The following is a 26,835-nucleotide window of genomic DNA, read 5'->3' as shown; positions in this document are numbered from 1 at the left end:
CGATGATCTCGAACCTTGCGAAGCGAGTAACCGGCGAAACGCCCATAACCTGGCACAACCCATGAACTATCCGGTTTTCAACCGGAACGTCCTCTGAGAGCATAGGATTCCGGAAATATCGATCATGGGCCGCGCGCCTGGGGGACTCCTTCCCGGAGAAGAGGGCGCCGCGGCCCCGTCGGCGGGGGAATCTGTGTACTTGGCGCATCTTCGGGTCGAGAACTTCCGGGTCTTCGGAGCCGCGGCCCAGAGCGAGGGCGAGACGGACGCGTCGCTGGACCTGTCGTTCACGGCCGGGACGAACGTGCTCGTCGGTGAGAACGACAGCGGGAAGACGGCGATCGTCGACGCGATCCGGCTGTGCCTGCAGACCGCGGCGTCGGACTACTACCGTGTCTCCCAGGACGACTTTCACCTCGGGAAGGGCGGGCGGGCGGAGACCTTCACCATCGTGTGCGGGTTCACCGCTCTGTCGACCGAGGAGCAGGCGGTCTTCCTGGAACTGCTCACCCACGACCGCGGCGGCGCTGCCTGGCTCTGCGTGACGTTCAAGGCCCAGCGGATGGACCCGGTCCGAAACCGGGTCTCGGTCACCACCCGGACCGGACCGGACGGCAACGGCCCCGCCCTGGACGGCGCCGCACGCGAACTCCTGCGCGCCACCTACCTGCGCCCCCTGCGCGACGCGGAGGCGGAACTGCGCTCGGGCCGCGGATCACGGTTGTCCCAGATCCTCGCCGGCTACCCGGCGATGAAGGACCAGGGGATCGATGACTACGACCCCGATGGCGACGGCCCTCCGTCCACTCTGGTGGGGATCCTGCGCCGCGCCGAGCACGACATTCGCGACAACGATGCCGTCGCTGATGTGAGTCAGGACATCAACTCGGCTTACCTGCAGCGGTTCGCGATCGGCGATGACGTCCTGCGCGCCAAGATCAGCGTCGCCACCGACGCGACGCTGGCCCGCGCGCTGGAACGGCTCGAACTGAATCTTTTTACCGAGTCCGACGAGTGGACGCGCCGCGGGCTCGGCTACAACAACGCCTTGTTCATGGCAGCGGAACTCCTCCTGCTGGGCAAGAGCGAACTGGCCCCCCTGCTGCTGATCGAGGAGCCCGAGGCGCACCTCCACCCCCAGCTCCAGACCCGGATCATGGACCTGCTCCGCGACAAGGCCCAGGGGCCGCAGGAAGGCGGCAGGGCACCGGTCCAGGTCATCCTCACCACCCACAGCCCTCAACTCGTCTCGTCGACGCCCGTCGAGTGCCTCACCCTCGTAGTCAAGGGCCGCACCTTCCCGCTGCGGCGCGGCATCACGCGGCTGACCGGTGAGGACTACGCGTTCCTGACCCGGTTCCTGGACGTCACCAAGGCCAACATGTTCTTCGCCCGGGGCCTGGCGATCGTCGAGGGCGACGCGGAGGCAATCTTCCTGCCCGCCCTCGCCACCGCCTTGGGCATGCCCTTCAACGAGCGCGGCGTCAGCGTGGTCAACGTCGGGCACGTCGGCCTGTTCCGCTACAGCCACGTCTTCCAGCGCTCCGGCGAGCAGATACCCGTCCCGGTCGCCTGCATCCGCGACCGCGACCTCGTCCCCGCCGGCACCCCGGAGAAGATGCGCGGCGAACTGAAGTGCTGGGACGAGATGACGGAGCAGCAGATCGCCGCGCACGTCACGGACCTCGCCAGCGGCGACGACGGACCGGTGAAGACCTTCGTGTCGAACTGGTGGACGCTGGAGTACGATCTCGCCGCCACCTCCTGGACCATGGCCAGGCTGATGCACCGCGCGGCCAAGCTCGCATCCGTCGCAGAACGGTCCTGGCCGGACGCCGCCAAGACCGATCAGGTCATCGCCCAGGCCGACAAGAATGTCGACGAGTGGGAAAGCCAGAACCTCACTCTGGAACAGGCCGCCCTGAACATCTACAGACCGCTCAAACTCAACAGCGCCAGCAAGTCGATCACCGCGCAATTCGCCGCCCAACTCCTCGCCTCCACCCCGCTGACGGAGAGCGACGTCCCGCCCTACCTGGTCGACGCCTTCAAGCACCTGTGCGGCGAGGTGACCCCGTGACCGGCACCCACCTGCCCGATGCCTTCGCCACCCACAAAGTGGAGGCCATGGTGAAGCTCCTGGGACTCGACCCGCTCGACGCCGAGCAGTGGGACTTCCTCCAGAGCGAGACCACCCAGGACCTCCAGGCCGCCCCGGGGTCGGGCAAGACCACCCTAATCGGGCTCAAACTCGCGCTCATGGCCGACGCATGGACCTCCCCGACACGCGGGGTGTGCGTGCTGTCCCACACCAACACGGCAAAAAACGAGATCACAGACCGGGTGGCCTCCCTCGCCGGGGGGCGGAGTCTGCTGCGCTACCCGCACTTCATCGGCACCATCCAGTCCTTCGTGCACACCTTCCTCGCGCTGCCGGCCGTGCGGGCCAAGGGCGTCGAGGTCCGGTCCGTCGACGACGCGGCCTTCGAGACCGCAGCAATCCGGCTCCTGCAACAACACAACTACTCCACCCTGCGCAGCTACGTGGAACGCCAGCGCGAAGGCGTCGGCATCGTCACCGGGGCAACGTTCACCTACACGAGAGGCGAACTCGTGGTCACCGGCGCGACCAGGGAACCGCCCTTCGGCGCCGAGACAGCCAGCGGCAAGCAGTTGTCCAGCCTCAAGCGGACGCTGGCCCGTCGAGGCGTCTTCCGCTACCAGGACATGTACGCCATCGCCCAGCAGTACCTTGCCGAGCGCCCCGGCATCGTCCCGGCCGTCTCCGCGCGCTTCCCGTTCGTTCTCCTCGACGAGATGCAGGACACCAGCGCCCCCCAGCACGAACTGCTGGACCTCGTCTTCGCCTCCTCGCCCACCGTGGTGCAGCGGGTAGGCGACACCAACCAGGGCATCTACCGTGACGCCGGCACCGTGGACGGGCCCGCGTCGGCGTTCCCCCTGGCCGGCGCCCCGGAGCTGCCGGTCAGCCGCCGCTTCGGACCACAGATCGCGGCAGTGGCCAGCCGCTTGACCGTCCGGCGGCCCCAGCAAGTCCATGGAGCCGGTCCCGAGGGCCAAGTCGCGGTCCTGCTGTTCGACGAGGCCACCGCGACCGACGTCGTGCCCACCTTCGAACGCATGGCCGCCGCGACCTTCCCCGAAGACGTCCTCCTCAAGCACCCGCCGCGTGTGCTGGGCGCGCGGCAGGGCCGGGGAAACTCCCAGGCATACCCACAGTCGATCTCCTGCTATTTGCCCGGCTACACCCCGCCCGGCCGCCCGACAGCCCACCGCGCCCTGATCGACGCGGCCCGCGCAGCAGGGACCCACTGGGGGCCCGGGGACAGCCACGAAGCAGTCACCGAGTTGTGGAACGCCCTGCGGGCGTGTTTCACGCCCCTGGTCGGCGACGGGCTACCGGCGCTCAGCCGCCTGGAGAGGTCTGCGGCGACCCCCGGCGGCAGGGTGCGGATTCTGTTGCGTGAACTCCTCGTCCACGGAGCCGCGTTCGACGAGGTGGGCTGGGGCATGCTCATCGAGCAGCTGACCGTCCAGATGGAACTGCTCGCCGACCGGCCGCTGAAGGCCGTCGGCCTGGATTTCACCCCTACGGCCGAGCCGGCTGTAGCAGTGGGCGGCGCCCCCCGGAGCTCCGCCGCGGTGTCGGCAGTGCGAGCCGTGCCCGGAACCATTCAGAGCGCCAAGGGCGAGACCCACGCGGCGACCCTGATCCTGGAATGCCTGGAGAAGACCGGCAAGAAGTTCGACGTGACCGAGTCGCTCCGCATGATCGCCGAGAAGAGCGACCCCCAGCGCGAGCTAAAGAGCGTCCAGGCCGCTGTGCAGCTCGTCTTCGTCGGAGCGACGCGCCCCACCCACCTCCTGGTGCTCGCTGCCCACCGCGACCGCGGCAAGCGGTACGCGGAGTTGATGATCGACACGGGCTGGGACGTCCGGGACCTCACCGAGCACTGACCCCTGCTTCGTCCTGGCGGAACCGCCCTGGTAGTTGATGGGCGTCTCCGTCACCTTGCGGGATGTGACCGCCGGGTGGTGCGTCATCCGCATCCTGGCAGCGGTTTGAAGATGAAGACTTCGGCACGCCCCGGCACGCCGCCCAGCACGCGCATGCGAATGGCCAGGGTTCGACGACCAGAATGTAGGACACCCACGGGCCGAGCGGGCCACCATCCGGCACAACAGCAGCCACGCCAAGGTCCGCTGCAGCACCAACCAGATCACCGACATCGTGAAGGCCGTGGTCGTCCTTCGCCACGCCTCAAGCTGAAGTTGGAAAAGGCTCAGTGGCTCGCCAGCGCCAAGACGGACTCCAGCCGTGGTGAGTTCGTCGATCCCCGCAAGGGCGAGATACTTCTCGCCGACTACATCGCCGAGTACTGGTGGGCGGGCCGCTCCGACGAACCCTCGACGGCGGACCCGATGCGCAGCCGCATCTGGAACCACATCATCCCGTTGGTGGGCGACTACGCCCTGCGTGAGATCGACGCGTCCGCTCTGCGGACCTTCAAGGCAGCACTGCTCACGAGGGTCGAAGAGTCGACGGCAGAGGTGATCTGGGGACACCTGTCCTCGATCCTCGGCAGCGCCGTCGACGACCAGCGTCTGCTGCGCAACCCGATGAAGGCGAAGAACAGCGTCAAGCCTCCACGAGCAATCGACAGCAAGGCCAAGGCGTGGTCACGTGAGGTCGTCGACGCCGTCCGCGCGGAGTTGCAGGACCGCTACCAGATCGCGGTCGATCTCGGCATCGGCCTCGGGCTGCGCCAAGGCGAAGCGTTCGGTCTCGCCGAAGAGGACTTCGACTTCGCGGCTGGAGTCGTCCACATCCGCCGCCAGCTCAGGTGGGACATCAAAGGCCGCCCCTACTTCTCGCTCCCCAAGGGGCGCAAGACCCGCGAGGTCCCCCTGCCGGCCAACCTCGCCCTCCGGGCCCGAGCTCACTTCCGCCGGTTCCCGTCGACTTCCTGCACGTTGCCCTGGCGGAACCCGGAGGCCCCGACCACCGCGCTCGAGGAGCGCCAGCGGAAGCCGATCACGGTCGAACTGATCCTCACCTCGTCGCACGGCAACCGCATCTACTACCGCACCTGGAACGACCGCAGCTGGAAGCGTGCGCTCGCCGCCGCCGGGCTGATCAAGCCCGTGGGCGAGAAGGTACGGCACGACGGCAACCGGGTTCGCCGGGTCCTGTTCTACGCCGCCCCACGCGAGGACATGTTCCACGTCCTCCGCCACACCTACGCGAGCGTGCAGCTGGAGGCCGGCGAGTCGGTCGTCAGCCTGTCCAAGTGGCTCGGGCACTCGACACCGAAGGTCACCCTCGACCACTACGCTCACTTCATGCCCGGTGCGGGGCAGCGAGGGATCGCCGCGATGGACGCCTGGCTGCGGGACCCCTCCCGGCCGAAAGTCCCTGAGAAGTCCCTGCTGGCATGCAGGGCAGCTCATCTACCCCCGAACATGCAGGTCAAAGGCATAGTGCGACAGGGTGCGGACATGTCCGTCAAGTACAAGGAGACGGCGCGGGGCGGGCTCGCGGTGAACATCATCGAGTGCTGAGGGGAGCGGTCCTGACCTGCGCGTTCGCATCTTTCAGCGCTGTCAGGGCCTTCCCTGTTTACGCGGTGGAATGTCCCTGAGACCTCCCTGGGACAGACGTGAAAGTCCCTGAAGACTCCCCCTGGGATGTCGCCGCTGCACCTTGCTCGGTCACGAACAGGTGGTGCCGTCCTTCGGTACCGCACCGTCGAGCAGATACGTGTCGACCAGGGCCGTCAGACAGTCGTTGACGGCGTAGGTGCCGTGTCCTTCGCCCTTCACGGTCAGACGGACCCCGACGCCCTTGCCCAGCTGATCCGCCATCTTCTCGGCACCCTCGTAGGGGGTGGCGGGGTCACCTGTGTTGCCGATGACGAGGATGGGGTCCGCGCCGGCGGCGGTCACATCGACGGTGCGTGCATGGCCGGCCACGGGCCAGTCGGTGCACTGGAGCAGCCCCCAGGCCATCCACTCGCCGAACACGGAAGAGGCCTTGCGGATTTCGGGAAGGTGCCTACGGACGTCGGCGACGGTGAAGCGGTCCGCGTAGTCGGCACAGCTCACCGCGGCGAAGGCGGCATTGCTCTGGGAGTAACCGTCCTCGTCGTCGCGCTCGTTGAGGTTGTCGGCGAGGAACAGCAGCACACTGCCGTCTCCCTTGGCAGCCATCGTCAGACCGTCCCGGAGCATCATCCAGCCCATCTTCTGGTCGTAGAGGGCGGCGGCGATGCCGTTGAGTGCGAGGCTCTGTGTGAGCAGGCGCCCGGACTCCGTGGGCAGGGGCTTGGTGTCGAGGCTCTCGATGAGCGCGGTGATCCTTTTCTCGCCGGCGGCCGGATCCTTGCTGTCGAAGAAGCACTCCTCCTGCTTCACGCAGTCCTCGGCGAAGTTCTCCAGAGCGCGCTGGAATCCCTTGGCCTGACCCAGTCCGTTGGCCAGGACGTCGCTGGTCGGATCGACCACGGCGTCGAAGACGGTGCGTCCGACCTTCTCCGGGAACAGGTGGGCGTAGACGCCGCCCAGTTGCGTTCCGTAGGAGACACCGAAGTAGTTGAGCTTCTCGTCCCCGAGGACCTGACGCATCAGATCGAGATCGCGTGCCGCGTCCTGCGTGCCGACGTGGGCCAGCACCGGCCCCGAATTGCGCGCGCAGGACCGGGCGTACGCGCCTGCGCCACGGGCGTAGGCCTGCTCCTCGGCTGTGTCGTCCGGCGTGATGTCCGCGGCCAGCCAGGCGTCCATGGCCTTCGTGTCCAGGCACTTCACCCCGGCGCTGTCCCCGACCCCCCGCGGGTCGAAACTGACCAGGTCGTAACGTTCGTGGAGCTTCGCGTAGTCGTCGGCGGCCAGCAGAGGAAGCATCGACACCCCCGAGCCGCCGGGGCCACCGAAGTTGAAGACGAGAGAGCCGAGCCGCTCCTGCGGGGTGGTCTCCCGCGAAGCCTTCGCCCGGATGAGGGCGAGACCTATGGTCGTGCCGTCGGGACGGGCGTAGTCCAGCGGCACCTTCATGGTGCTGCACTGCCAGGCCGTCCCGTCCGGCAGCTTTTCGGGCCGGTCGCCGCCGCCCTGGGCCTTGGACGGGGCGGGGCAGGGGGTCCAGTGCAGCTTCTGCTCACTGAGGGCCGAGGGGACGGCGGGCCTCTCGGTCGCGTCGTCGGCACCGGGGCCGCAGGCCGTGACCGTGGTGGCCGCCAGCACGGCGAGCGAGGCGAGAGCGAAGACGGCCCGGAACGGGTGAGGGTTGCGCATGCTTCTACCGATCTGAGGATGTGGCGGATGAGGAGTACCGACGCTCACGCGTCGGTCTCCCGGCCGTGACAGAGGCGGGCGGCCCGCGCCTTCCGCAGGGAGGTAAATCCCCGGAAGGCCTGTACGAGGCATGCGGCGAACGCCAGGCCCGTACCGACGGCGAAGGCCTGCGCAGCCCAGGTGCTGGTGGCGCCCGCGACCGACTCCCAGGCCGGGAGCAGCAAGACGTCGACGGGGTAGGAGGCCGCGGCCAGAACGATGATGATCCAGAACGGAACATCCTTCAGCAGCCTGCTGGCGAGGAGGATGACCGCAAAGGCCACCAGGGCGGTAACGACGTCGGCTGATTCCATGGGTCAATCGTCCCGCCCCGATACCGCGGCGGGGTCTGCTACCAGGAGGAACGTCGCCTAGGCCGGGAGACCTAGTGACCTGAGTCGGAGATTCGTCGTTGGCTGGGTGTGAGTCGTCCTGGGCCGAAGCTTGCGGCGTGGGTGCAGCGAGAACCGGGCCCACGTCCGCCCGCCTCTATACTCACGCCCATGGGGAAGATACGCGGCCTGCTGCTGCCGGGCGCGTTCACCGTGACGCAGTTGGCTCTCTGGGTCTGGGAGGTTCCGGCACTCGGTGAGCCTCCCGGCCCCGCGGCGTGGATCACCGCCTTCGTCGCCACAGCGGCCGCCGCGCACGCACTCGAACGGCGAAACAGGGCACCCCTCCAGGCCCTTGGGCAGATCCTCGGGTCGTCCGTACTGGTACAGGTCCTGGCACCGCCCGACACCTTGAGCCTGGTGGCCAGTGTGGCGGTGCTGATCTCGCTCTACTCGGTGTCCGCCCGGTGCGGCTGGGGCGTCGCCCTGGCCGCGACCGCTGCCGCCCTCGGCGTACAGCTGCTGCTGGGCGCCGTGCAGTACGGACCCGGCAGCGCCCTCTTGTCCCACTGGCTTTTCGATGTGCCCCTGTACCTTCCGGCAGCCGCTCTCGGCGCCGGCCGTCGGCGCCGGCTGCGGGAGCGACAGGTGGCCAGCCGGCGGCTGACCCGGGCCGAGCAGGAACTGAGGCAGGCCGCCGATGCCGAAAGGCACCGGCTGGCGGGTGAGCTGCACGACATCAGCGCGCACCACCTCACCTCGGTCGTCGTGTCGGTGGAGGCCGCTCGCAGGCTCGGTGACAGCCGGCCCGAACTGACCGCGGAGGCCCTCGGCTTCGCCCGCCGCACCGCACGGGAGACGCAGGTGGCCCTGCGCCGTCTCGTGGCCGTCATGCGCGTGGACGAGACGCGCGGGGACGAGTTGGCGGGCCCCCAGCCGATGGCCGCTGCGATCGACGCCCTGATCGCGGGTTTCGGAAGACTGGGGCGTCCCGTCTCCGTGTCCCTGCCCGCCGATCTCGACGGCCCGGCGGCGGAGGCGGCCCACGGCATCATCCGGGAGGCGCTGACCAACGCCCTGCGCTACGCGTCGGGTGCTGCTGTGAGCGTCCGGGCGGAACGGGACGGGGAGGCGCTGTACCTGACCGTCGACAACAGCGCACCGTCCGGCGGAAACGGCGACGGCGACGGCCTCAGGATCGGCTCCGGCCGCGGCTTGGACGGCATGGGCCGCCGCGCCGCCGCTGTCGGCGGGCACCTGTCCGCAGGGCCCCGCGCCGACGGGGGCTGGCGCGTACGCGCCGTACTGCCCGACGCCGGACCGGCACGGGAATCCGCCGGAGGGCGACGGCGTGACTTCCCGCGTGAGCAGCGCATCGCGGACGCGGTGGTCTGCGGTTCGACCGTCGTGGCCTCGTGGGCCTACGGCCTGGGGGTGACCGTCGCGGCGGACGCCGGGCACGGAGCCCCGTCCCACATGCTGCTCGCGCTGCTGCTGACCGTTCACGCGCTGCCGCTGCTGTGGCGCAGACGAGCCCCGTGGGCGGCCCTTGCCGCGGTCGGGGCAACCGCCGCCGTGTGGCCGGTACTGGTGACGGCCGGCGTACTGCCGTCGTCCGCCCCGAACGTCCTGCTGGGAGGCGGATTCGTCGAACTGGCCGCTGTCTACGGGGTCGCCGCCTACGGCCGTGTGCTGAGACCGGTAACCACGTCTGCCGGCCGGTACGTGCGGTCCCGCGCCGCGCAGATGACCATTCCGTCCGGATACCGCCTGAGCTTCCTGGCGGTGCCCGCCGCGGCGTTCTCGTTCGCCGTATCCATGACGACGGCCTTCGCCGGCGACGGGCGGCTGCTCGGTGATGCGACCGATCCCTTCACCGTGCTGTTCGTCCTCACCGGGGCGCTCCTGGTGTTCGGCACGGTGTTCACGGCGGCATGGTGGGCGGGGTGGCTGATGCACATGCGCCGCAGGCGGGCGATCGGCCGCGAGGACGCCACCTTCAGGAGCCTGCAGGCGAGCACGAGAAACGTCGTCCACGGTGAGCGGCAGCGAGTCGCCGGCGGGCTGCAGGAGACGGTCCTCGAACAGACCACGCTGGTGATCGCCTCGGCGGAGGCCGGCAGCCTGAACGACGTCGCCACCACCACGAGAGCGACGCTGGCCGCCATGCGGCAGCTGCTCGGGAGCCTGGACGCGGGCAGAGCCCCGGCGGCACCTCGGGACGCCTCCGCGGAGCATGTCCCGCGCGAGTAGGCGAGCCGCACGAGAGCTGTTCGCACAGGCCGGACGGGGTGGCCCGGTCCCGGGCGCCCGTGCGCGCGTGCTCCGGCCGGGCCTTTCCGGCTCATGGCCGCATGGGAGAATGCGACGTGGGCAGCGGGTCCGGTACGGGCCGGAGAACGGCCCGTGAACGGGCCGCGGGCCGGCCGGGAGAGGGGTGCGTCATCAGTATCCGGGTACTGGTCGTCGATGATCAGACGATCGTGCGTGCGGGTTTCGCAGCCATCCTGACGGCCGAGACCGATATGACCGTGGTCGGTGAGGCAGCCGACGGGGACGCGGCTGTGGCGATGGCAGCCGACCTCGCGCCCGATCTGGTGCTGATGGACATCCGTATGCCCGGTATGGACGGCCTGACGGCCACCCGGCTGATCACGCGTCATCACAGCCTCACCAAGGTGCTGGTGCTCACGACGTTCGACCTCGACGCGTACGTCTACGAAGCTCTTCGGGCCGGCTCCTCCGGATTCCTGCTCAAGGACACCGAGCCGGAGGCCCTCCTGGCTGCGATCAGGTTGGTCGTCTCCGGCGACGGTGTACTCGCGCCCGCGGTCACGGGACGCCTCATCCAAGCCTTCGCCCATGGAGCCCCGGTCGCACCGGAGACCAGCGGGGCGCTGAACAGCCTGACCCCCCGTGAACGCGAGATTCTGATTCTGGTCGCCACGGGGTTGACCAACATGGAGATCGTTGAGCGTCTCGGGCTGGCCCTGGGCACGGTGAAGGTCCATGTGAGCTCGGTGCTCGCCAAGCTGGGCCTCCGGGACCGTGTCCAGGCGACCATCTGCGCCTACGAGAGCGGACTGATCCGTCCGCTGGGGAGCTCAGCCCCCTGAGAGACCTCCGGCGGCACCGCGGCGGGAACAAGGCTCAGGACGGACACCCGTGACCCGGACGGCGTCGTCGCGGTCAACGTCAGCCCGGCCCGCTCGAAGAGGCGCCCGTACTCCTCGGCGCCGCGCTCACGTCCGGTCGACAGCGCCATCATGTTGAGATCCATCAACGGTTCCAGAGCTGGCGTGCCGACCGTCGTGCAGCACGAACTTCAGCAGGTGTACGTCGGCGGACGGCACCTCGTCGAAGAAGTCACCGCCGAGGAAGGTTGAACCGGTCCGCGACGCCCAGACGCGAGGCGGAGGCCTCCGCCTCTGCCCGCACATGGGGAAGGTCCAGGACGACACCGGCCAGTCCGGGATGCCGCCGCATGAGCGTCTGGACGAGGTTGCTCCGGCGCCCCCACATCGACCGCGACGCGGGCGTCCGCCACGTCGACCACCTCCGCCGGCGCGTGGGCCAGGCCGCGGGTCATCGCCGTCATGGCGTTCGTGAAGACCTCGGCTTCCCCCGGAGCGGCGGCGAGCCAGTCGAAGATCGGCGCACAGAGGCGGCCTCCGCCTGGTCGCAACTCGGCTGCGGTACCCACCACTTGGGTGACCCAGTAGCCCGTGATCATCTGGAGCGTGCGCCCCGTGTCACCGACCGGCCGTTCCGTGGACCCGGCCGCGACCCATTCGTGCTCGCCCAAAGTCATATGACCGAGCATGACGCCCCTTCCCCCGTGGGCATCGCCACCTTCCGCCACAGCACCGAGGCGCTCGCCCTGGGCGGGACCTCGATCCCGGCCGGCGTCCCCGTCCTCATCTCCCCCGGGGCCGCCAACCGTGATCCGGCCCGTTTCGCCGGACCGGACGGCCTCGACCTGGGCCGGGACGCCGGGGCGCATCTCGCGTTCGGCCACGGCATCCACCGCTGCCTGGGCGCGCCGCCGGCACGGGCGGAGGGGGAGATCGCGCTCCGGACCCTCTTCACGCGCTTCCCCCGGCTGCGTCTCGCCGTGCCCGCCCAGGAGCCTGACCGGCGCCGGACGCGGCTGATGCGCGGACTGCGGTCGTTGCCCGTCACCTGGTGAGTGCCGCGTGTCATCCGGTGAGGGGCGCGCACGTGCTTCGGTGAGTGACACGTCTTTCGGCGGTCGGTGGGTGACGCGTCCGTCAGTCGGTGAGTGCCGCCTGTCATTTTGCCGAAGCGGCAAGAGCGCTCGCGGCCGGTCGGCCGTCCGGCGCATGATCGCCTTCCGGGCCGTCGGGCCGCTTCCGGGCGGTACGGGTCCGGGAGCACGGTCGGCTGACAGCTCTCGGCCGTGACCGGCGCAGACCGAGAACCGCGGAGGAACCATGTCGCATCAGCCCGCCCCGTCCCCGGAGCCCACGCACCGCACGGTGGCCTCTCCGGCCGGCCGTATCCACCTGGTGGAGCAGGGCACCGGCCCCCTGGTGCTGCTGCTGCACGGATTCCCGGAGTCCTGGTACTCCTGGCGCCACCAGCTGCCCGTGCTGGCCGCCGCCGGATACCGGGCGGTCGCCATCGATGTCCGGGGGTACGGACGGTCCTCCCGGCCCTCGGACGTCGCCGCGTACCGGATGCTCGAACTGGTCGAGGACAACGTCGCCGTGGTGCACGCGCTCGGGGAGCGGAAGGCCGTGGTCGTCGGCCATGACTGGGGTTCGACGATCGCGGCGAACTCAGCGCTGGTCAGGCCCGATGTCTTCCGTGCCGTGGGGCTCCTGAGCGTTCCGTACGCCCCGCGCGGCGGTCCGCGCCCCAGCGAGGTCTTCGCGGGGATGGGCGGGGACGAGGAGTTCTACGTCGCCCGGTTCCAGGAGCCCGGCCGGGCCGAGGCCGAGGTCGAGCCGGACGTCCGCGGCTGGCTCGCGGGCTTCTACGCGGCGTTCTCCGCCGACACCATGCCCGCGCCCGACGCACCGGACCCGCACTTCGCCGGGTCCGGCGGGACCCTGCGCGACCGGTTCCCCGACCGGCGGCCCGGCTGGCTCGGTGAGGACGGACTCGACTTCTACGCGGGTGAGTTCGAGCGGACCGGGATGAGCGGGGCCCTCAACCGCTACCGGAACATGGACCGGGACTGGGAGGATCTCGCGGACTTCGACGGCGCACCCGTCACCCAGCCGTCCCTCTTCCTCGGCGGGTCCCTGGACGCCTCCACCACCTGGCTGGCCGATGCCGTCGCGGCGTATCCGACGACGCTGCCCGGCCTGGTGTCCTCGCACATCCTGGACGGCTGCGGCCACTGGATCCAGCAGGAGCGCCCCGAGGAGGTCAACCGGATCCTGACGGACTGGCTCGCCTCGCTGGCTGCCTGAACCGGCCCTACGGTGTGGAGCGGAGCCGGTGCGGCGAATCGGCCAGACCCACCCCCGCCGTCCGCGACCACGGCCAACTCAGGAGCGCTCCAACTGCTCACAACTGAGCAGCCGTTCCTGGCGAACACACATTTTCAGTCACACGCGGCTTCACTCCTCCGCATACTGGGAGTTCACTGGTCGTGACGAGTGGTGACTCGATCGCCGTGCACGTCAGGCTGTCCGCTGCCTTGGGCCCCACGGGCCCGGCTCCGACGCCCAGGCCCCGGCGGAAGAAAGAGGACAGCGATGAGAGCCGCCCCTCCCGTGACGCACCCCCGACGGGATCCGGCCGTCCGGCCCGGCCGCGCCGTTTCACGAACAACGGCGCGGCCCGCTCGTACCGACCAACCGCCCCGCCGCCGCTGATCCGCTCCTGCGGCGGTCCGCCGCAATAGGCTCACGGTCCCACCGCCCTTCCGCAGGGCAAGGGCCGGTGCGGACAGTTGTCCCCGAGGACGCGGCCGTGTCGAAACGCCGTTCGACAGGGCCGCGTTCACCGCCGGCCGCTCCGGCCGTGCACGCGTGCGCGATTGGTTCCGCGCATCCCCCTTCCCTGTTCATATCGTCTGAACGAGGTGCACCATGAGTAAGATCGCGCTTCCAGAATTCCATATGCCGTTCGAGAGCGCGGGATGTAATCCGGGAGTTGAGAAGACCAGGCAGGCCGCCTGGGAATGGGCCGAGGCAAGTAATCTCGTCCTGTCTCCGGTGGCCCGCAAGAAGATGGTCCGGACCCGCCCCGAACTCTGGATCTCCCTGATTTTTCCCGAGGCTTCGCAGAAACACCTCGACCTGTTCTGCCAGTGGCTCTTCTGGGCCTTCCTCGTCGATGACGAGTTCGACGACGGCCCGGCCGGCCGCGACCCCGGGTTGTGTGAATCCGCCATCGCACATCTGGTGGACGTGCTCGACGGCGCTCGGGAGCCGGTCGGCCCCATGGAGCACGCCCTCGCCGAGTTACTGGTCCGGACCTGCACGGACCGTCCGCCGCACTGGGTGCGGCAGTTCCGCAGGGACACGGCCGCCTGGCTGTGGACGTACTACGCCGAGGCGGTCGACCGGGCCGCGGGCCACGTGCCGAGCACGGCCGATTTCGTGAAGCACCGCCGCGACTCGGTGGCGATGCAGCCCTTCCTCGACCTGCATGAGATCACGGCCGGAATAGACCTTCCGGATTCCGCCCGGAGCCTTCCCGCCTATATCGCGCTACGCAATGCGGTGACCGATCACTCAGGCCTCTGCAACGATATCTGCTCCTTCGAGAAGGAAGCCCTGCTCGGTTACGAGCACAACACCGTCCGGCTGATCCAGCGGGACCGCGGGGGCACGCTACAGGAGGCGGCGGACGAGGCCGGAATCCTGCTGGGGCGCATTGCCGACCGCGTCCAGCGCGCCGAGAAGGAACTCGTCGAGGAGATCGAGGCGGCGGGAATCGAGGGCGCCCCGCGAGTCGCCCTGGAGCGTTGCGTGCAGGACTACCGGGGGCTCGTCCGAGGGGACTTCGACTACCACGCGCGGGCGGAGCGCTACACCCGTCCCGACCTCGTGGAAATCGACGAACGGGGCTCCCTGTCCCGGAACTTCGCCGCCTGACGGACGCCCGGTGGGGGCCCGGCGGAGTCCGGCGCCCCTGCCGGGCCCCGCCGCGGCCCTCGGCACCGGAAGACGGGCATTCCACGGCTATTTCCGGACATTCATCGTCCCGATGGCTCGGCCGGCACCGGCCCGCCCGCCCGCGGCCGGAAACGCGTCCCGCCCAAAGCAGCCACTTCCGGTCCTGTGACGGCCCCACAAGACCGCGCAAGGACCGCGCAAGGACCTCACCGGGACCGAGGAAGCAGGGGCCGGCCGTACAAGAGCCGTCACCCTCACGACTGGTCGGCCGCCCCCTGCCGTGATCTGCTGGTACGTACGCCCGAGGGCAGGCGGCAGTCCGATGAACCGAGCTCGCCGGCCATACCGCAGAAGGGCTGGAGGCATCTCATGACTGCCATACCTCCTCCGATATCCGCATCGGCGTCCGGCGCCGACCGGACCGCTCCGCACGCCGAGACGGCCCACGGCACCGTCCGCGGTACGCACGAACCGGGCGTCGCCGTCTTCCGCGGCATCCCGTACGCGGCCCCGCCGGTGGGCGCCCACCGGTTCCGGGCCCCGGCGCCGCCTGAGCCCTGGGAGGGCGTACGGGAGGCGGTGGCCTTCGGTCCGACCGCGCCCAAGCGGCCGTACGCACCGCCGCTGGACCGGCTGCTGCCCGATCCCGAGGTGCCCGGCGACGGCTGCCTCAACCTCAATGTGTGGACGCCGTCGCCCGCCCGCACCGGGCTGCCCGTCCTCGTCTGGATCCACGGCGGCTCGCTGCTGCACGGCTCGTCCGCCGTCCCGCTGTACGACGGGGCCGCCTTCGCCCGCGACGGTGTAGTGCTCGTGTCGCTCAACTACCGTCTCGGCATAGAGGGGTTCGGGGTGTTCCCGGACGCGCCCGCCAACCGCGGTCTGCTCGACCAGCTCGCGGCGCTCGGCTGGGTGCGGGACAACATCGCGGCGTTCGGCGGCGATCCGGACCTGGTGACGGTGTGCGGGGAGTCGGCGGGTGCCATCAGCGTCGGCGCGCTGCTCGCCGCGCCGCGGGCCCGGGGCCTGTTCCGGCGCGCGGTGCTGCAGAGCGGGGCCCCGGCCGCGCTCCCCGTGGACAAGGGCCGCCGCACCACCGAACTGATAGCGAAGCGGCTCGGGGTGACGGCGACGGCCCGGGCCCTGGCCGCCGTGGACCCCGCCGCGCTCCTGGCGGCGCAGACCTCGGTGACGAGCGGCGGCTCCCCGCTGACCGGCGGGAACTCCTTCCAGATCGTGGTGGACGGCGATCTGCTGCCCCGCGAGCCGGCCGAGGCGCTACGGGACGGCGCCGCGTCCGGCATAGACCTGCTGATGGGTTCCAATACGGAGGAGTACCGGCTCTGGTTCGTTCCCAGCGGGCTCACCGAACGGCTCTCCCGTACGAGACTCCGGCTGGCCCTGCTGAAGTTCAGGGTGCCGGGCGCGACGGCCCGCACCTACCGCGCGAACCGGCCCGGCGCCACCCCCGGCGAACTGCTCGGCGCCCTCGCCACGGACCTGCTGCTGCGCGTACCGCTGAACCGGCTGGCCGACGCCCGCGACGCCGCTGCCGGAGGCACGCACCTCTACGAGTTCGGCTGGCCCTCACCCGTACAGCGGCTCGGCGCCTGCCACGGGCTGGAGATCGGCTTCGTCTTCGACAACCTGGACCGGCCGGACGCGGTGGCGCTCGCGGGCGAGGGCGCCCCGCAGGAGCTGGCCGACGCGATGCACGCGGCGTGGGTGCGGTTCGCCGTCTCCGGCGACCCGGGCTGGCCCGGGTGGGACGCGTCGCGTCCGGTGATGCTCTTCGGCCCCGGCGCCCCCGAGACGGTGCACGCCCCGCGCGACGACGAACTGCGCGGCTGGCCGCCGTACCGCGACAGGCGCTGAGCCGGACTCGGAGTGAGGGGAGGGGCAGCGGGGAGCGCCGAGCGCGGGCGCGGCGCGTGCACGGCCGCGGCTCAGCGGGTGCTGAGCCAGTGCGGGTCGGGTACGACGGTCAGGACCGCCGACACCAGGACGACCGCCGCCAGGGCGACCAGTTCGCGGCGCGCCCGGCGCCGGGCTACCGCGGGGTCCGGGTCCGACGCCAGCCTCCGGCGCGCGCCGAGCGCCAGCGCGCTCACCACGGCCACCAGCACCAGCTTGACCAGCAGGGTGCGCCCGTACGCCGAGGTGAGGACGGTGTCCGGCGGCAGCCTGCGCAGGGCGCTGAACGTACCGGTCACCGCCAGGGCCGCGTACAGCCACCCGGCGAGCCGGGCGTAGCGGCCGAGCAGCGCGCGGGCGGCGCCGGGCCCGGTCCGCCGCCACAGCCGCATGGTGCGCAGCACGTGGAGCAGCCCGCCGCACCAGAGCGACGCGGCGGTCAGGTGGACGACGGTGAGCGCGGCGCCCACGGCCGGGCTGTACGCCTCGGGGTGGGCGCGCAGCGCCTCCGCGCCGATGACGAGGGCGAGCGGGGCGGCGGCCAGTGCCGGGCGGCTGCTCGCCGCGCAGCACGCGGCGAGGGCGAATCCGTTGGCGGTGAGCAGGAGCAGCCCGCCCTCGCGGGTGCCGTAGGTCTCGACGAGGCCGAGATCGCTGACCCGGGCGAGCCTGACGATCTGTCCGGCCGCGGCCAGCGCCCCGGCGACCGAGGCCGCCGCCGCCCAGCTGCGCGGCGCGGATTCCGGCCGGCCGGGCAGGGAGCGGGCCAGTGCGGTGGCGGCGAGGCCGCCGAGGTGAACGGCGAGCGCGCCGAAGAGGACCGTACGCAGCAGGGTGGCGGTTCCGGCGCCGGGTATGCGGAGTTCACCGGTGCCGCGGGCGACGGCGGTGGCGCCCAGCAGGGCGGCCGCCACGGCCAGGAGGCAGGCCCCCGCCGTGCTGAGTACGGCTGCCGCGGAGCTACGGCGGGCCGGTGCGGATCCGCGGCGGGCGGTTGCGGGCACACGGGAGCGGAGCACCGCCCACCCCCTTTCCTGGCCGACAACCACACAAACAGCCGCTCGGCGTCCACGACGCCATCGAACATTCACCCGGAAGGACGCATTACGGCAGGCTCGAACGTTTCTGCATCCCCACCCGACGCGAGCCTCGGGTTAGGTTCACCGACTGTCACCTCACTGACAAGCCACCCAGGCCCGGGTGCCTCCGCGGATTCGGCGCTGCGAGGAGAGGCATCATGACCGAGAGGCTGTCCCCCACGACATCCCCCGCGCTGGTCGCCCTGCCCGAGCCATGCGGTCACGTGTACCGCAGGAACGGCCGGACGGTGGTGGCGCTGCGCGACGAGATCGATATCGCTACCGCGGCCCTGATCGCACCGGCCCTGGACGGGGCCACGTCGGACGGGTCACCGCATGTGGTGGTCGACCTGACCGAGGTGAGTTTCCTCGACTGCTCGGGCCTGTCGCTGCTGTGCCGGGCCCGGCGGCGGGCGCTGGACCGGGACGGGCGGTTCTGGCTCGTCTGCGACTGCCCGAGGATCCTGCGCCTGCTGCGGGCGGGCCGGCTGCACGACGTGTTCCGCCCGGTGGCGACACCGGACGAGGCCTTCGCGTCGGAGGGATCCACCGGCCCCTCCGGCCCGTGAGCGGGTCGGGTCCGCGGCCCCCGGCCCGCCGGCCGGGGGCCCTCGGCCGTCAGCCCTTGTTCTGCGCGGCCCAGAACTCGTCGAAGGTGAGGAGCCCGTCACCGTTCGCGTCGTGGGAGTTGATCACGGCCTGCGCGACCGGCTCGGTGACATAGGGGTCTCCCAGCTGGGCCATGACGCTCTTGTACTCGGCAGCCGATATCAGCCCGTCGCCGTTCAGGTCGAACCGCTCGAACGCCTTGCGCGCCGACTCGATGTCCGCCACTGTTCCGCCCCTTCGTAATCCCTGTATGACGGAGGTCAGATTAACGGGCGCGACGGATGGCGAGCGCGGCGGCCGGTCGTCGATCATGGGTGGTCCGTCCGCCGCCCGGCGGACGGTGGCCCGGAGCGGGGAGAGTACGGCGCGATGACCGATGCACTGGCGGGGATCCTGGCAGCCGCGGCGCAGGGGAGGTTTCCGCCGCCGGACGGGACCACGACGGTGGTGCGGCAGCCGAACGTACGGGATGCCGGGGTGCTGGCGTTCACCGCGCACTCGGTGGTGTTCACGGACGAGGACCCGCGGTGGGTGCGGGCCGCCCTGGCCGCCGTTCCGGGCGACGCGCTCGCCGCGACGATGAATCCGCGTTTCCTGGGCGCGCTGCTGGCCCGGACGGACCGGCACATGAACACGATCGATCTGCTGACGGTCGCGCCCGCACTGCCGGGCGCACCGGAGCTGGAGCTGCGGGAGATCCGGGACCCCGAACACCCCCGGGTGGCACGGGCGATGAGGTTCCGCGACGAGGTGCGGGTCTGGGGGACGGAGGGCGGTGTGCTGATCCTCGGGCGCGGTGTCGCGGGGCGCTGGGAGACCGCGATCGAGGTGGTCGAGGAGGCGCGCGGGCGGCGGCTCGGCGAACGGCTGGCGCGGGCGGCCCGCCATCTGGTGCCGGACACGGTGGTGTGGGCGCAGCAGTCACCGGGGAACGCCCGCAGTGTGCGGACGTTCCAGGCGGCGGGCTACCGGCCGGTGGGCTCGGAGGCGCTGCTGATCAGGGGGTGAGCCACCGGCGGGCGGCCATCTGCCGGAAGGCCCGGAAGATGCCGACGGGTGGTCTTCCACCGGACGACGTCTGCGGGCGGCCTCCTACCGGAAGACGCCGGTGTGGCCGAGGGAGTACCGCCCCGGCTGCGGGTAGACGGCGAGGCCGTGCGGTCCGCTGCCCACCGGGATCCGGGCGAGCTGCTTGCCGCTGGTGGTGTCGATCGCGTACACCTCCGAGTGGTAACGCCCGGTCAGCCAGAGGACCTTGCCGTCCGCGGAGACCCCGCCCATGTCGGGGCTGCCGCCGCCCGGCAGCTGCCACTTCTTCGCCAGCTTCTTCTGTGCGAAGTCGAAGACGGAGACAGAGCCCTCGCCACGGTTGGAGATGTACATCTCCTTGGCGTCGCGGCTGACGTAGAGCCCGTGGCAGCCCTTGCCGGTGGGCAGCAGCTTCGGGGTGGTGAACTTCTTTCCGTCCAGCACCCACATGCCGTTCGCCATCATGTCCGCGATGTAGAACGTGCTTCCGTCGGGCGACAGCTTCACGTCCTGCGGCATGGCGCCCTTGAACGGCAGTTTCTGCTGGCCCACCACCTTCATCCTCGCCGTGTCGACCTTGAGGAGTTCGCCGGAGAACTCGCAGGAGACGACGAAGTACCGGCCGTCCGCCGAGAAGTCGGCGTGGTTCACACCCGCGCAGCTGACCGGGACGGCCTTCGCCGTCTTCATGGTGTGCGCGTCACGGAAGACCAGCTGACGGTCCATCGAGGCCATCACGATGGCGTACTTGCCGTTCGGGGTGAAGTAGAGGTTGTACGGGTCGGAGACGTCGACCGTCTTCCCCGCCTTGCCGGTCGCCGGGTCGATCGCGGTGAGGCTGTCGCCGACGTCGTTGTTGACCCAGAGGGTCTTCAGGTCCCAGGACGGGACGACGTGCTGCGGCTGCCGGCCGACCGGGATGGTCTTGATGACCTTGTAGGTGGCGGGGTCGATCACCGTCACGGTGTTGGAGTTGGTGTTGGGTACGTACACCCGGGACGGGAAGCCCTTGACGGCCGGCGACAGCTTCCCCGCGGCGTCGGCCGCGTACACGTTCGACGGGTCGAGCACCGGCGGCATCCCGGCCAGTCCTGGCGGCGCCGGCGGGGTGACGTGCTTGGGTCTGGCGGGTGGCGCGGCCGCCTCGGTGGCCGCGTCCGACGCCCCCTTGCCGACGGGGGTGCCGCAACCGGTGAGTGCGGCGAGCAGGACGCCCCCGAGCAGGGCCGCGGTGCGCGTGGTGGAGGGAAGCATCAGGTCAACAGCTCCGTGGTCGTCACCGCACGCAGTCCGCGGCGGTCGAGTTCGGTGAGAAGGAGGGGCAGCGCGGCGACCGTGTCCGCGTAGCCGAAGTGCATGCTCACCACCGATCCGTTACGGATCTCCCCGGCCACCTTGCGGGTGACGGCCGCGGCGCCGGGCGAGGTGAAGTCGAGGGAGTCCACGTCGTACGAGAGGACGTGCGGATATCCCGCGCGGACGGCGAGCCGCTGGACGAGCGGGGTGGCGTACTGGGTGCGCGAGGGCCGGAACCAGGTGCCGATGGAACCGGTGAGCCGGCGCAGCCGCTGGGCGCAGCCCGTGATCTCCGCGTACGCCTGGGCCTCGCCCATCGAGGAGATGTCGATGTGCCGCTGGGTGTGGTTGCCGAGGTCGTGGCCGCCGTCGAGGATCCGGCGGGCCATCTCGGGGTGTTCGTCGAGCCAGCTGCCGACGGCCAGGACGGTGATCTGCGCGCGGGCCCGTTCGGCCTCGGCCAGCACGGTCCGGGCGATGGCGGGGTCGCCCTGGCCGTGGAAGGTGAGGGCGACGCGCGCCCGGTCGCGGGGGCCGTGGTCGATCTGCACCGGCTGCCCGGGGAAGCGGCGCGGGGCGGGTGCGGGGGCCGGCGCCCCGGTGGCGGCCGGTTTCTTCGGTGCCGGGTGGGTGAGGGTCTTCGCCGAAGTCCCGGCGGTGGCGTGGTCCCCGCAACCGGTGGCGAGGGCCGCGGCGAGCGCGGCACCGGCCCCTGCGCGCAGGGCGCCGCGGCGGTGCACCGGTGTGCCGGAGTCGTTCATGTGCAGAACATTAAGTGCGAGATGTCAGAAAAATGACAGTTGACCGTTACCGCCGCTTTCGCAGGTCACACGGATGCGCGCCGCCCAGACCCTTGATGATCAATGAATCACCCGTGAGAGCCGGTCGGGATTCATGGATTTCCAGGCAGGTGACCCAGCACACCTATGATTCATCGAAGAATTGACCTGCTTCATCATCGTATGAGCGTTTTGCGGCTTTGGCGATGGAGTCGCCCGTCTGCCATAGTCGGTGACACGACCCGCACTGACCCGGGCCGGGTCGTCATAAGCGGCCGTGAGAACACCCCCCATTTCACGGCCCCCACACAGCAGCCCCCGCAGAGCCGTATCACGGCTGACCCGGGGGCTGCTGTGCGTCCGGGACTCTTCGGGGCTCTGCGGGGCGATGACCGATGACCCCGGGGCCGTCAGCGGTCGGAGATCCGCATCTCGAACCAGGTGATCTTGCCGCGCGGCAGCAGATCCACGCCCCACCGGTCGGAGAGCTTGTCGACGAGGAAGAGGCCCCGTCCGCTGATGTCCATCACCTGGACGGGCATGAGACACGGCAGTCCGCGCGAGGGGTCGCGCACCTCGATCCTGATCCAGCCGCGACGCCGCAGCATCCGCAGGCCGAAGACCCTGGCACCGGTGTGCCGGACCGCGTTGCCGACCAGCTCGGACACGAGCAGAACGGCGTGCTCGCCGGTCTGCTGGGAGAGCCCCCACTGGCTCAGCACCACACAGGAAGTGAGCCGGCGTGCGGTGGCCGCGGACTCCGGGCGGGAGGGCAGCCGGACTTCGTCCTCCGTCGGATTACCGAACAACTCCAGCGCCTTGAACGCCTGTTCGTCCTCGACGGCCGGCGTCCTCCGTGCCGCTGTCGCGCTGCTGCGCTGCCGCGGCTGCTCCACACCTTCCAGGCCCGCCATGGACACCATCATGGCCGCAAGGCAGGCACTCCGGGGCCGTTCCGAGGGAATCCCCGACCCGGAATCAGCAATTCCGCGGAGAGCTCTTGGCATATGCCACTGGCAGAATGCGCTGGCTCACACCCCCACCGACCTGCGTGAACACCGCACTCGCGCGGGATGACCGGCGCGAACGGAGCGCCGAGCCTTAAGGTTGTCTTAAGGCTCGGCTAATCCGCCCACACGGATGAACGCGCCGCGATCTGTTCCCAACTGGCGTTCGGTCAGAGGAATTTGGCCTTGCCCGGTCCTTCGTCCACAAAGCTGCGCATACCGCGCTCCCGGTCCTCCGTGGCGAAGAGTCCGGCGAACCAGGTCCGCTCGATCGTGAGGCCGGTGTCGATGTCCGTCTCCAGCCCGGCGTCGACGGCTTCCTTGGCGGCACGCAGCGCGAGGGCCGGGCCCTTCGCCAGCCTGGCGGCCCAGGCGTGGGCGTGCTCGTACACCTCCGCGGCGGGCACCACCCGGTCCACCAGACCCATGGCGAGGGCCTCGTCGGCCTTCACGTGGCGGCCGGTGAAGATCAGGTCCTTGGCCTTGGCGGGGCCCACCAGACGGGCGAGCCGCTGGGTGCCGCCCGCGCCCGGGATCAGGCCGAGCATGATCTCCGGCTGCCCCAGCTTGGCGTTGTCGCCGGCGATCCGGAAGTCGGCGCAGAGCGCGAGTTCGCAGCCGCCGCCGAGTGCGTAGCCGGTGACGGCCGCGACGACGGGCTTGGGGATCCTGGCCACCGCGGTGAAGGACTCCTGCAGGGCCTTGGACCGGACGACCATCGCCGCGTGGTCCATCGCCTGCATCTCCTTGATGTCCGCGCCCGCCGCGAACACCTTCTCGCCGCCGTAGAGCACCACGGCGCGCACGTCGTCGCGCCCGGAGGCCTCCTCGGCCAGCTCGCGCAGCCGGTCCTGGGTGGCGATGTCCAGTGCGTTCATCGGCGGACGGTCCAGCCGGATCGTGCCGACGCCGCCGCTTACTTCGAGGGTTACGGTCATGAGAGGCAGGTTAACCGGCGCTAACAGGAGACCGGACAGGCCCGGGGCCGGTGCCCTTCGTCACAGCCGACGGACGGCGGACGGTGGGCGGCGCGCCCGCCGCAGGCCCTGTTCCCCGGGCCGCGGCGGGCTACAGCCGGGCGGCTCAGCCCTCGACCCAGCCGTGCTTCTTGGCGAACTGCAGCATCCCTTGGCGTACCTGAAGGATGTGCGCCCCGGTGAGACCGGGTGCCGACTCCAGCAGCACTTCGGTGACGTCCCGTACGTACTCCTCCGAGTTGAGCACGTCGCACAACACGTCGTCGCCGTCCGCGACCTGCCTGCTCGGGTTCTCGGGGCGCCCCGAGAACGCGGACGCCGGAGCCGCCGCCGACCCGATACCGCCGCTGCCGGGGGCGAGCTGCACCGAGGACGCCTTCAGGCCCCGGTCGCCCTGCTCGATCTCGAACTCGACCATCAGACCGGGCCGGAGAGAGGCCTCGGGAATACGAAGGTCGTTGACATGCAGGAAGACGTCCTCGCCCCCATGATCGGGAGCGATGAATCCATAGCCCTTCACGCCGTCGAACCGCACCACACGACCGGTGACCATCACAACCGCCCTCTCAACGAAACCCCGGACCCATGCCCGGGATACCCCGCCGCGGCAGGCGGCCCGGACTTGTACTCCGCTCCGGACACGCCTCGCGACTACCTGACCACTCCTGTCCCCGTTGTCATCGCCTCGCGGCCACGCATCCGTACGTCCATGCAGCCGTACCGGGTTGCGGGTGACATCCGGGACGCCGCACCGGAGGCGCGGCATGTTCTCAGCACTCTATGCAACGGAAGCCCGGGAGTCAGCCGGGGGCGATCTCCTGGAGGAACGTCTTCATGACCTCGCGGAAGTGTTCCGGTTCCTCGAGATGCGGCAGGTGGCTGGACTCCTCGAATATCTCCCAGCGCGCTCCCGGAATGAGGTCCTGGAAGGGCTGCACCGTCGCGGGTGTGGCCTCGTCGTAGCGACCGGAGATCAGCAGGGTGGGCACGTCGACGTCCGGGCAGAGGTCGATGACCGACCAGTCGCGCAGTGTGCCGTTCACGTGGAACTCGCTGGGGCCGTTCATCGCGTAGTACACGGTGGGGTCGTTGTACACCTCGTAGAACGAGGCCAGGTAGTCGCGGGGCCAGGGTGCGAGACGGCAGACGTGGCGCTCGTAGAACGTGCGCATGGCCCCGTGGTACTCGTCCGTCTCGGTGGTTCCGGCGGCCTCGTGCCGGAGCAGCGTGTCGTTGACGCCGGGCGGGAGCCGGTCGCGCAGGACCTTGGCCTCCTGGAGCCAGAGCGGGTACGAGGCGGGCGAGTTGGCGATGACCAGGCCGCGCAGACCTGCCGGACGCGCCGCGGCGTGGTGCGTGATGAGCATGCCGCCCCAGGACTGGCCGAACAGTACGTAGTTCTCGGCGATCCCGAGACCCGTCAGCAGGTTGTCGAGTTCGGCGGCGAACAGGTCCACGGTCCAGAAGTCCGCCCCCCGGTCGGGCAGATGGGTCGAGCCGCCGTTCCCGATCTGGTCGTAGTGCACGACGGACCAGCCGTCTTCGGCCAGGTCGGAGAGGTTCTGCAGATAGTCGTGGGTCGATCCCGGGCCGCCGTGCACGACAACGAGGGTGGGCCGGTCGGAGCGGAGGTCGCCCGTCACCCGGTACCACGTCTCGTGCTCGCCGAACGGCAGGGTCCCCTTCGTGCTGGGTGCCACGGTCACGTCACTTCGCCTCGCTTCGCTTCACTCACGCTGTTTGCGGATGGGAGCTGTGGGTCCTGTGCTCGGTCGCCGCGGCCGCTGCGGCCGCTCGCGACCGGCGCTTTTGGCTGTCGGGCCAGTTGGTCATGGGGCGGGTCGGTCATTCGGGCGATACGGCGTCGGCCGCCGTTTCGTTCTGCGCCGGCCACTCGTCCGATGCCAGCCACGTGTCGATGACGTGCGCGGTCTCCTCGGCGCGGTCCTCCACGAGGGTGAAGTGGTTGGCGCGCACGGTGCGCAGGGTGTGGCCGGCCTCCCAGGGCTCGGCACGGCCGTCGGCCAGGTCCGGGGACGTGTCGTCCCCGTCCGGTACGAAGGACTGGGTGCACTGTACGAAGAGCACCGGGGCCTCGACCGGGGTGAGCGGAAGCTGCGGTACCAGTTCCACCCAGCGGCCCATCGCGGAGAGCCTGCTGCTGTCGAACCGGCCGAACACCGCTTCCTTGTCGAACATGCCGAGTGCGAGACCGTCGAGGGGGACGCCGTCGCTTCCGCCGTCGTGCACCTTGAACGTGTCCAGCAGGATGACGCCCGCCGGGCTCACCCCGCTCTCCCGTTCCAGGTATCCGGCGGTGGCGTAGGCGAGGGTGCCTCCGGACGAGTAGCCGAGCAGGACGAACGGTTTGCCGTCCGCCGCCTCCAGCACGCTGCGCGCGAGTGCCTGGACGGCCGCGTCGGACGACGTGGGCAGGCTCTCGCCCGCGAGGAAGCCGGGGACGGGCAGTGCGGAGATCTTGTGCCTGCCTCCGAAGTGGGACACCAGGCGTGCGTGCTGGTGGACGCCCCCGGTGGCCATCGGTGTGCTCAGGCAGATGAGGTGCGGCCCCTCGGTGCCGTCCGCGAGCCGGACCGCGGTGGGCAGCCGGTCGATCTCGTCCACCGAGGCGAAGCCGGGCCGGACGTCGGCGGCCGCCTGGAGGAGGGCGAAGCCCTTGTCCGCGCGGCCGGAGACGACGGCGGAGTGGAACAGGTCACGGAGTGTCTCCGGCACCCTGCCGACCGAGGGTGCCTCGGCCCCGCCGGACGCGGAAGCGCGCTGCGTCCCGTCCGCTCCCTGGAATCCCTCGGATCGCCCGGAGGCTTCCGCTCCGCCTGGCCTCACCTGCACCTCGTCGGCGCTGTCGGCCGCGAGGGGCGCCGACGCCAGGAGATCCGTACGCAGGAGCCGGGCGAGTTCGGCCGGGCTCTTGCTGTCGAAGACCACCATCGGGGGAAGCCGCAGTCCGGTGTCCTTCATCAGGACGTTACGGAGTTCCATCGCGCTCAGCGAGTCGAACCCGGCTTCCAGGAAGTCCCGTTCGGCGTCGAGGGCGTCCGCGCTGCTGTGACCGAGGAGTGCGGCCGCCCGTTCCATGACGAGCGTCCTGAGGAGGGCCTCCTGCCCTGCCGGATCGGCCTGCGCGAATCGTTGCCGCAGAGACGTCGCGTCCGTCCTGGACACCGCACTGCGCCGCCTGGTGGTGGGGACGAGGTCGCGCAGGAGTGCGGGGATGGTGTCGGTACGGGTACGGAGTGCGGCGACGTCGATCGGGAGGGGCACCAGGGCGGCCCGGCCCGAGGCGAGACCCGCGTCGAACAACGCGAGACCCTGCTCCGGCTGCAACGCCGGGAGCCCCTG

22 protein-coding genes and 1 pseudogene are annotated in these 26,835 nt (G+C 70.5%); 11 read left to right on the top strand and 12 right to left on the bottom strand.

Annotated features, from left to right (window positions below):
• The first annotated feature begins 199 nt into the window (after nucleotides 1-199).
• From ACIQM0_RS38920 to ACIQM0_RS38910, 3 genes are all read left to right on the top strand, one after another.
• Nucleotides 200-2,080, top strand: coding sequence for an ATP-dependent nuclease (locus ACIQM0_RS38920; RefSeq protein WP_401295869.1), 1,881 nt, complete (start codon nucleotides 200-202; stop codon nucleotides 2,078-2,080).
• On the top strand, nucleotides 2,077-3,978 hold the full coding sequence (locus ACIQM0_RS38915; RefSeq protein WP_401295866.1) for a UvrD-helicase domain-containing protein: 1,902 nt from the start codon (nucleotides 2,077-2,079) through the stop codon (nucleotides 3,976-3,978). Before ACIQM0_RS38920 ends, ACIQM0_RS38915 begins: the two co-directional genes overlap by 4 nt.
• Nucleotides 3,979-4,293: 315 nt before the next feature.
• Nucleotides 4,294-5,583, top strand: a complete 1,290-nt coding sequence (locus ACIQM0_RS38910) for a tyrosine-type recombinase/integrase (protein ID WP_401295863.1) — start codon at nucleotides 4,294-4,296, stop codon at nucleotides 5,581-5,583.
• 150 nt (nucleotides 5,584-5,733) lie between these two features.
• Here ACIQM0_RS38910 and ACIQM0_RS38905 read toward each other — a convergent pair whose 3' ends face one another.
• Together ACIQM0_RS38905 and ACIQM0_RS38900 are read right to left on the bottom strand one after the other, a co-directional pair.
• Nucleotides 5,734-7,314 (bottom strand): alpha/beta hydrolase, encoded by a 1,581-nt coding sequence (locus ACIQM0_RS38905; RefSeq protein WP_401295860.1) that lies wholly within the window; start codon nucleotides 7,312-7,314, stop codon nucleotides 5,734-5,736.
• Between the two features lie 44 nt (nucleotides 7,315-7,358).
• A complete protein-coding gene (locus ACIQM0_RS38900; RefSeq protein WP_401295857.1) occupies nucleotides 7,359-7,667 on the bottom strand; it encodes a hypothetical protein in 309 nt (102 codons plus the stop codon).
• A gap of 189 nt (nucleotides 7,668-7,856) precedes the next feature.
• Between ACIQM0_RS38900 and ACIQM0_RS38895 the strand changes: the two genes are divergently transcribed.
• Entirely contained in the window at nucleotides 7,857-9,938 is a 2,082-nt protein-coding gene (locus ACIQM0_RS38895) for a sensor histidine kinase (protein WP_401295854.1), read from the top strand.
• Between the two features lie 191 nt (nucleotides 9,939-10,129).
• On the top strand, nucleotides 10,130-10,801 hold the full coding sequence (locus tag ACIQM0_RS38890) for a response regulator (RefSeq protein ID WP_401295878.1): 672 nt from the start codon (nucleotides 10,130-10,132) through the stop codon (nucleotides 10,799-10,801).
• A gap of 126 nt (nucleotides 10,802-10,927) precedes the next feature.
• Here the strand turns inward: ACIQM0_RS38890 and ACIQM0_RS38885 are convergent, their stop codons facing one another.
• Nucleotides 10,928-11,125 carry a methyltransferase gene (locus tag ACIQM0_RS38885; RefSeq protein ID WP_401295875.1) on the bottom strand — a complete coding sequence of 66 codons (198 nt, stop codon included), beginning with the start codon at nucleotides 11,123-11,125 and terminating at the stop codon, nucleotides 10,928-10,930.
• A gap of 392 nt (nucleotides 11,126-11,517) precedes the next feature.
• Between ACIQM0_RS38885 and ACIQM0_RS38880 the strand changes: the two are divergent.
• The 4 genes and pseudogenes from ACIQM0_RS38880 to ACIQM0_RS38865 form a co-directional block, all read left to right on the top strand.
• Nucleotides 11,518-11,874: pseudogene (locus ACIQM0_RS38880) on the top strand (cytochrome P450); the annotation flags it as partial.
• Nucleotides 11,875-12,139: 265 nt separating this feature from the next.
• Nucleotides 12,140-13,126, top strand: a complete 987-nt coding sequence (locus ACIQM0_RS38875) for an alpha/beta fold hydrolase (RefSeq protein ID WP_401295851.1) — start codon at nucleotides 12,140-12,142, stop codon at nucleotides 13,124-13,126.
• 654 nt (nucleotides 13,127-13,780) lie between these two features.
• Nucleotides 13,781-14,761 carry a terpene synthase family protein gene (locus tag ACIQM0_RS38870; RefSeq protein ID WP_401295872.1) on the top strand — a complete coding sequence of 327 codons (981 nt, stop codon included), beginning with the start codon at nucleotides 13,781-13,783 and terminating at the stop codon, nucleotides 14,759-14,761.
• Nucleotides 14,762-15,151: 390 nt separating this feature from the next.
• The gene (locus ACIQM0_RS38865) at nucleotides 15,152-16,657 is read left to right on the top strand and encodes a carboxylesterase/lipase family protein (protein WP_401295849.1); all 1,506 of its coding nucleotides are present in this window, start codon (nucleotides 15,152-15,154) and stop codon (nucleotides 16,655-16,657) included.
• Between the two features lie 71 nt (nucleotides 16,658-16,728).
• On the opposite strand, the gene ACIQM0_RS38860 is transcribed toward ACIQM0_RS38865, so the two are convergent.
• A complete protein-coding gene (locus ACIQM0_RS38860) occupies nucleotides 16,729-17,715 on the bottom strand; it encodes a CopD family protein (RefSeq protein ID WP_401295846.1) in 987 nt (328 codons plus the stop codon).
• A gap of 218 nt (nucleotides 17,716-17,933) precedes the next feature.
• Between ACIQM0_RS38860 and ACIQM0_RS38855 the strand changes: the two genes are divergently transcribed.
• Nucleotides 17,934-18,344: an STAS domain-containing protein gene (locus ACIQM0_RS38855; protein ID WP_401295843.1), complete on the top strand. Its 411-nt coding sequence runs from the start codon at nucleotides 17,934-17,936 to the stop codon at nucleotides 18,342-18,344.
• A 49-nt stretch (nucleotides 18,345-18,393) separates the two neighbouring features.
• On the opposite strand, the gene ACIQM0_RS38850 is transcribed toward ACIQM0_RS38855, so the two are convergent.
• Complete coding sequence (locus tag ACIQM0_RS38850) at nucleotides 18,394-18,609, bottom strand: EF-hand domain-containing protein (protein ID WP_123461777.1); 216 nt, start codon at nucleotides 18,607-18,609, stop codon at nucleotides 18,394-18,396.
• Nucleotides 18,610-18,753: 144 nt separating this feature from the next.
• Between ACIQM0_RS38850 and ACIQM0_RS38845 the strand changes: the two genes are divergently transcribed.
• Nucleotides 18,754-19,392 carry a GNAT family N-acetyltransferase gene (locus tag ACIQM0_RS38845; RefSeq protein WP_401295840.1) on the top strand — a complete coding sequence of 213 codons (639 nt, stop codon included), beginning with the start codon at nucleotides 18,754-18,756 and terminating at the stop codon, nucleotides 19,390-19,392.
• An 84-nt stretch (nucleotides 19,393-19,476) separates the two neighbouring features.
• Here ACIQM0_RS38845 and ACIQM0_RS38840 read toward each other — a convergent pair whose 3' ends face one another.
• From ACIQM0_RS38840 to ACIQM0_RS38810, 7 genes are all read right to left on the bottom strand, one after another.
• Nucleotides 19,477-20,667 (bottom strand): hypothetical protein, encoded by a 1,191-nt coding sequence (locus ACIQM0_RS38840; protein ID WP_401295837.1) that lies wholly within the window; start codon nucleotides 20,665-20,667, stop codon nucleotides 19,477-19,479.
• On the bottom strand, nucleotides 20,667-21,470 hold the full coding sequence (locus ACIQM0_RS38835) for a polysaccharide deacetylase family protein (RefSeq protein WP_401295835.1): 804 nt from the start codon (nucleotides 21,468-21,470) through the stop codon (nucleotides 20,667-20,669). Before ACIQM0_RS38835 ends, ACIQM0_RS38840 begins: the two co-directional genes overlap by 1 nt.
• 428 nt (nucleotides 21,471-21,898) lie before the next feature.
• The gene (locus ACIQM0_RS38830) at nucleotides 21,899-22,414 is read right to left on the bottom strand and encodes an ATP-binding protein (protein WP_401295832.1); all 516 of its coding nucleotides are present in this window, start codon (nucleotides 22,412-22,414) and stop codon (nucleotides 21,899-21,901) included.
• Between the two features lie 251 nt (nucleotides 22,415-22,665).
• Nucleotides 22,666-23,433, bottom strand: a complete 768-nt coding sequence (locus tag ACIQM0_RS38825; protein WP_401295830.1) for an enoyl-CoA hydratase/isomerase family protein — start codon at nucleotides 23,431-23,433, stop codon at nucleotides 22,666-22,668.
• Between the two features lie 145 nt (nucleotides 23,434-23,578).
• Entirely contained in the window at nucleotides 23,579-24,025 is a 447-nt protein-coding gene (locus ACIQM0_RS38820) for a cold-shock protein (protein WP_401295828.1), read from the bottom strand.
• A 247-nt stretch (nucleotides 24,026-24,272) separates the two neighbouring features.
• Complete coding sequence (locus ACIQM0_RS38815) at nucleotides 24,273-25,178, bottom strand: proline iminopeptidase-family hydrolase (protein WP_401295825.1); 906 nt, start codon at nucleotides 25,176-25,178, stop codon at nucleotides 24,273-24,275.
• A gap of 139 nt (nucleotides 25,179-25,317) precedes the next feature.
• The coding region (locus ACIQM0_RS38810; RefSeq protein ID WP_401295822.1) for an alpha/beta fold hydrolase at nucleotides 25,318-26,835 on the bottom strand (1,518 nt) is incomplete at its 5' end.

This window comes from Streptomyces sp. NPDC091387 (assembly GCF_044756945.1).
GTDB lineage: Bacteria > Actinomycetota > Actinomycetes > Streptomycetales > Streptomycetaceae > Streptomyces.
Note: the sequence above shows the minus strand (reverse complement) of the source record. Positions and strands in the feature narration are given on the sequence as shown.

Bases quoted from the DNA above. Each gene is read 5' to 3' on its own strand.
- ACIQM0_RS38905 (WP_401295860.1), bottom strand. From the start codon at position 7,314: ATGCGCAACCCTCACCCGTTCCGGGCCGTCTTCGCTCTCGCCTCGCTC.
- ACIQM0_RS38900 (WP_401295857.1), bottom strand. From the start codon at position 7,667: ATGGAATCAGCCGACGTCGTTACCGCCCTGGTGGCCTTTGCGGTCATC.
- ACIQM0_RS38895 (WP_401295854.1), top strand. From the start codon at position 7,857: ATGGGGAAGATACGCGGCCTGCTGCTGCCGGGCGCGTTCACCGTGACG.
- ACIQM0_RS38885 (WP_401295875.1), bottom strand. From the start codon at position 11,125: ATGTGCGGGCAGAGGCGGAGGCCTCCGCCTCGCGTCTGGGCGTCGCGG.
- ACIQM0_RS38875 (WP_401295851.1), top strand. From the start codon at position 12,140: ATGTCGCATCAGCCCGCCCCGTCCCCGGAGCCCACGCACCGCACGGTG.
- ACIQM0_RS38870 (WP_401295872.1), top strand. From the start codon at position 13,781: ATGCCGTTCGAGAGCGCGGGATGTAATCCGGGAGTTGAGAAGACCAGG.
- ACIQM0_RS38865 (WP_401295849.1), top strand. From the start codon at position 15,152: ATGACTGCCATACCTCCTCCGATATCCGCATCGGCGTCCGGCGCCGAC.
- ACIQM0_RS38855 (WP_401295843.1), top strand. From the start codon at position 17,934: ATGACCGAGAGGCTGTCCCCCACGACATCCCCCGCGCTGGTCGCCCTG.
- ACIQM0_RS38845 (WP_401295840.1), top strand. From the start codon at position 18,754: ATGACCGATGCACTGGCGGGGATCCTGGCAGCCGCGGCGCAGGGGAGG.
- ACIQM0_RS38840 (WP_401295837.1), bottom strand. From the start codon at position 20,667: ATGCTTCCCTCCACCACGCGCACCGCGGCCCTGCTCGGGGGCGTCCTG.
- ACIQM0_RS38835 (WP_401295835.1), bottom strand. From the start codon at position 21,470: ATGAACGACTCCGGCACACCGGTGCACCGCCGCGGCGCCCTGCGCGCA.
- ACIQM0_RS38830 (WP_401295832.1), bottom strand. From the start codon at position 22,414: ATGATGGTGTCCATGGCGGGCCTGGAAGGTGTGGAGCAGCCGCGGCAG.
- ACIQM0_RS38825 (WP_401295830.1), bottom strand. From the start codon at position 23,433: ATGACCGTAACCCTCGAAGTAAGCGGCGGCGTCGGCACGATCCGGCTG.
- ACIQM0_RS38820 (WP_401295828.1), bottom strand. From the start codon at position 24,025: ATGGTCACCGGTCGTGTGGTGCGGTTCGACGGCGTGAAGGGCTATGGA.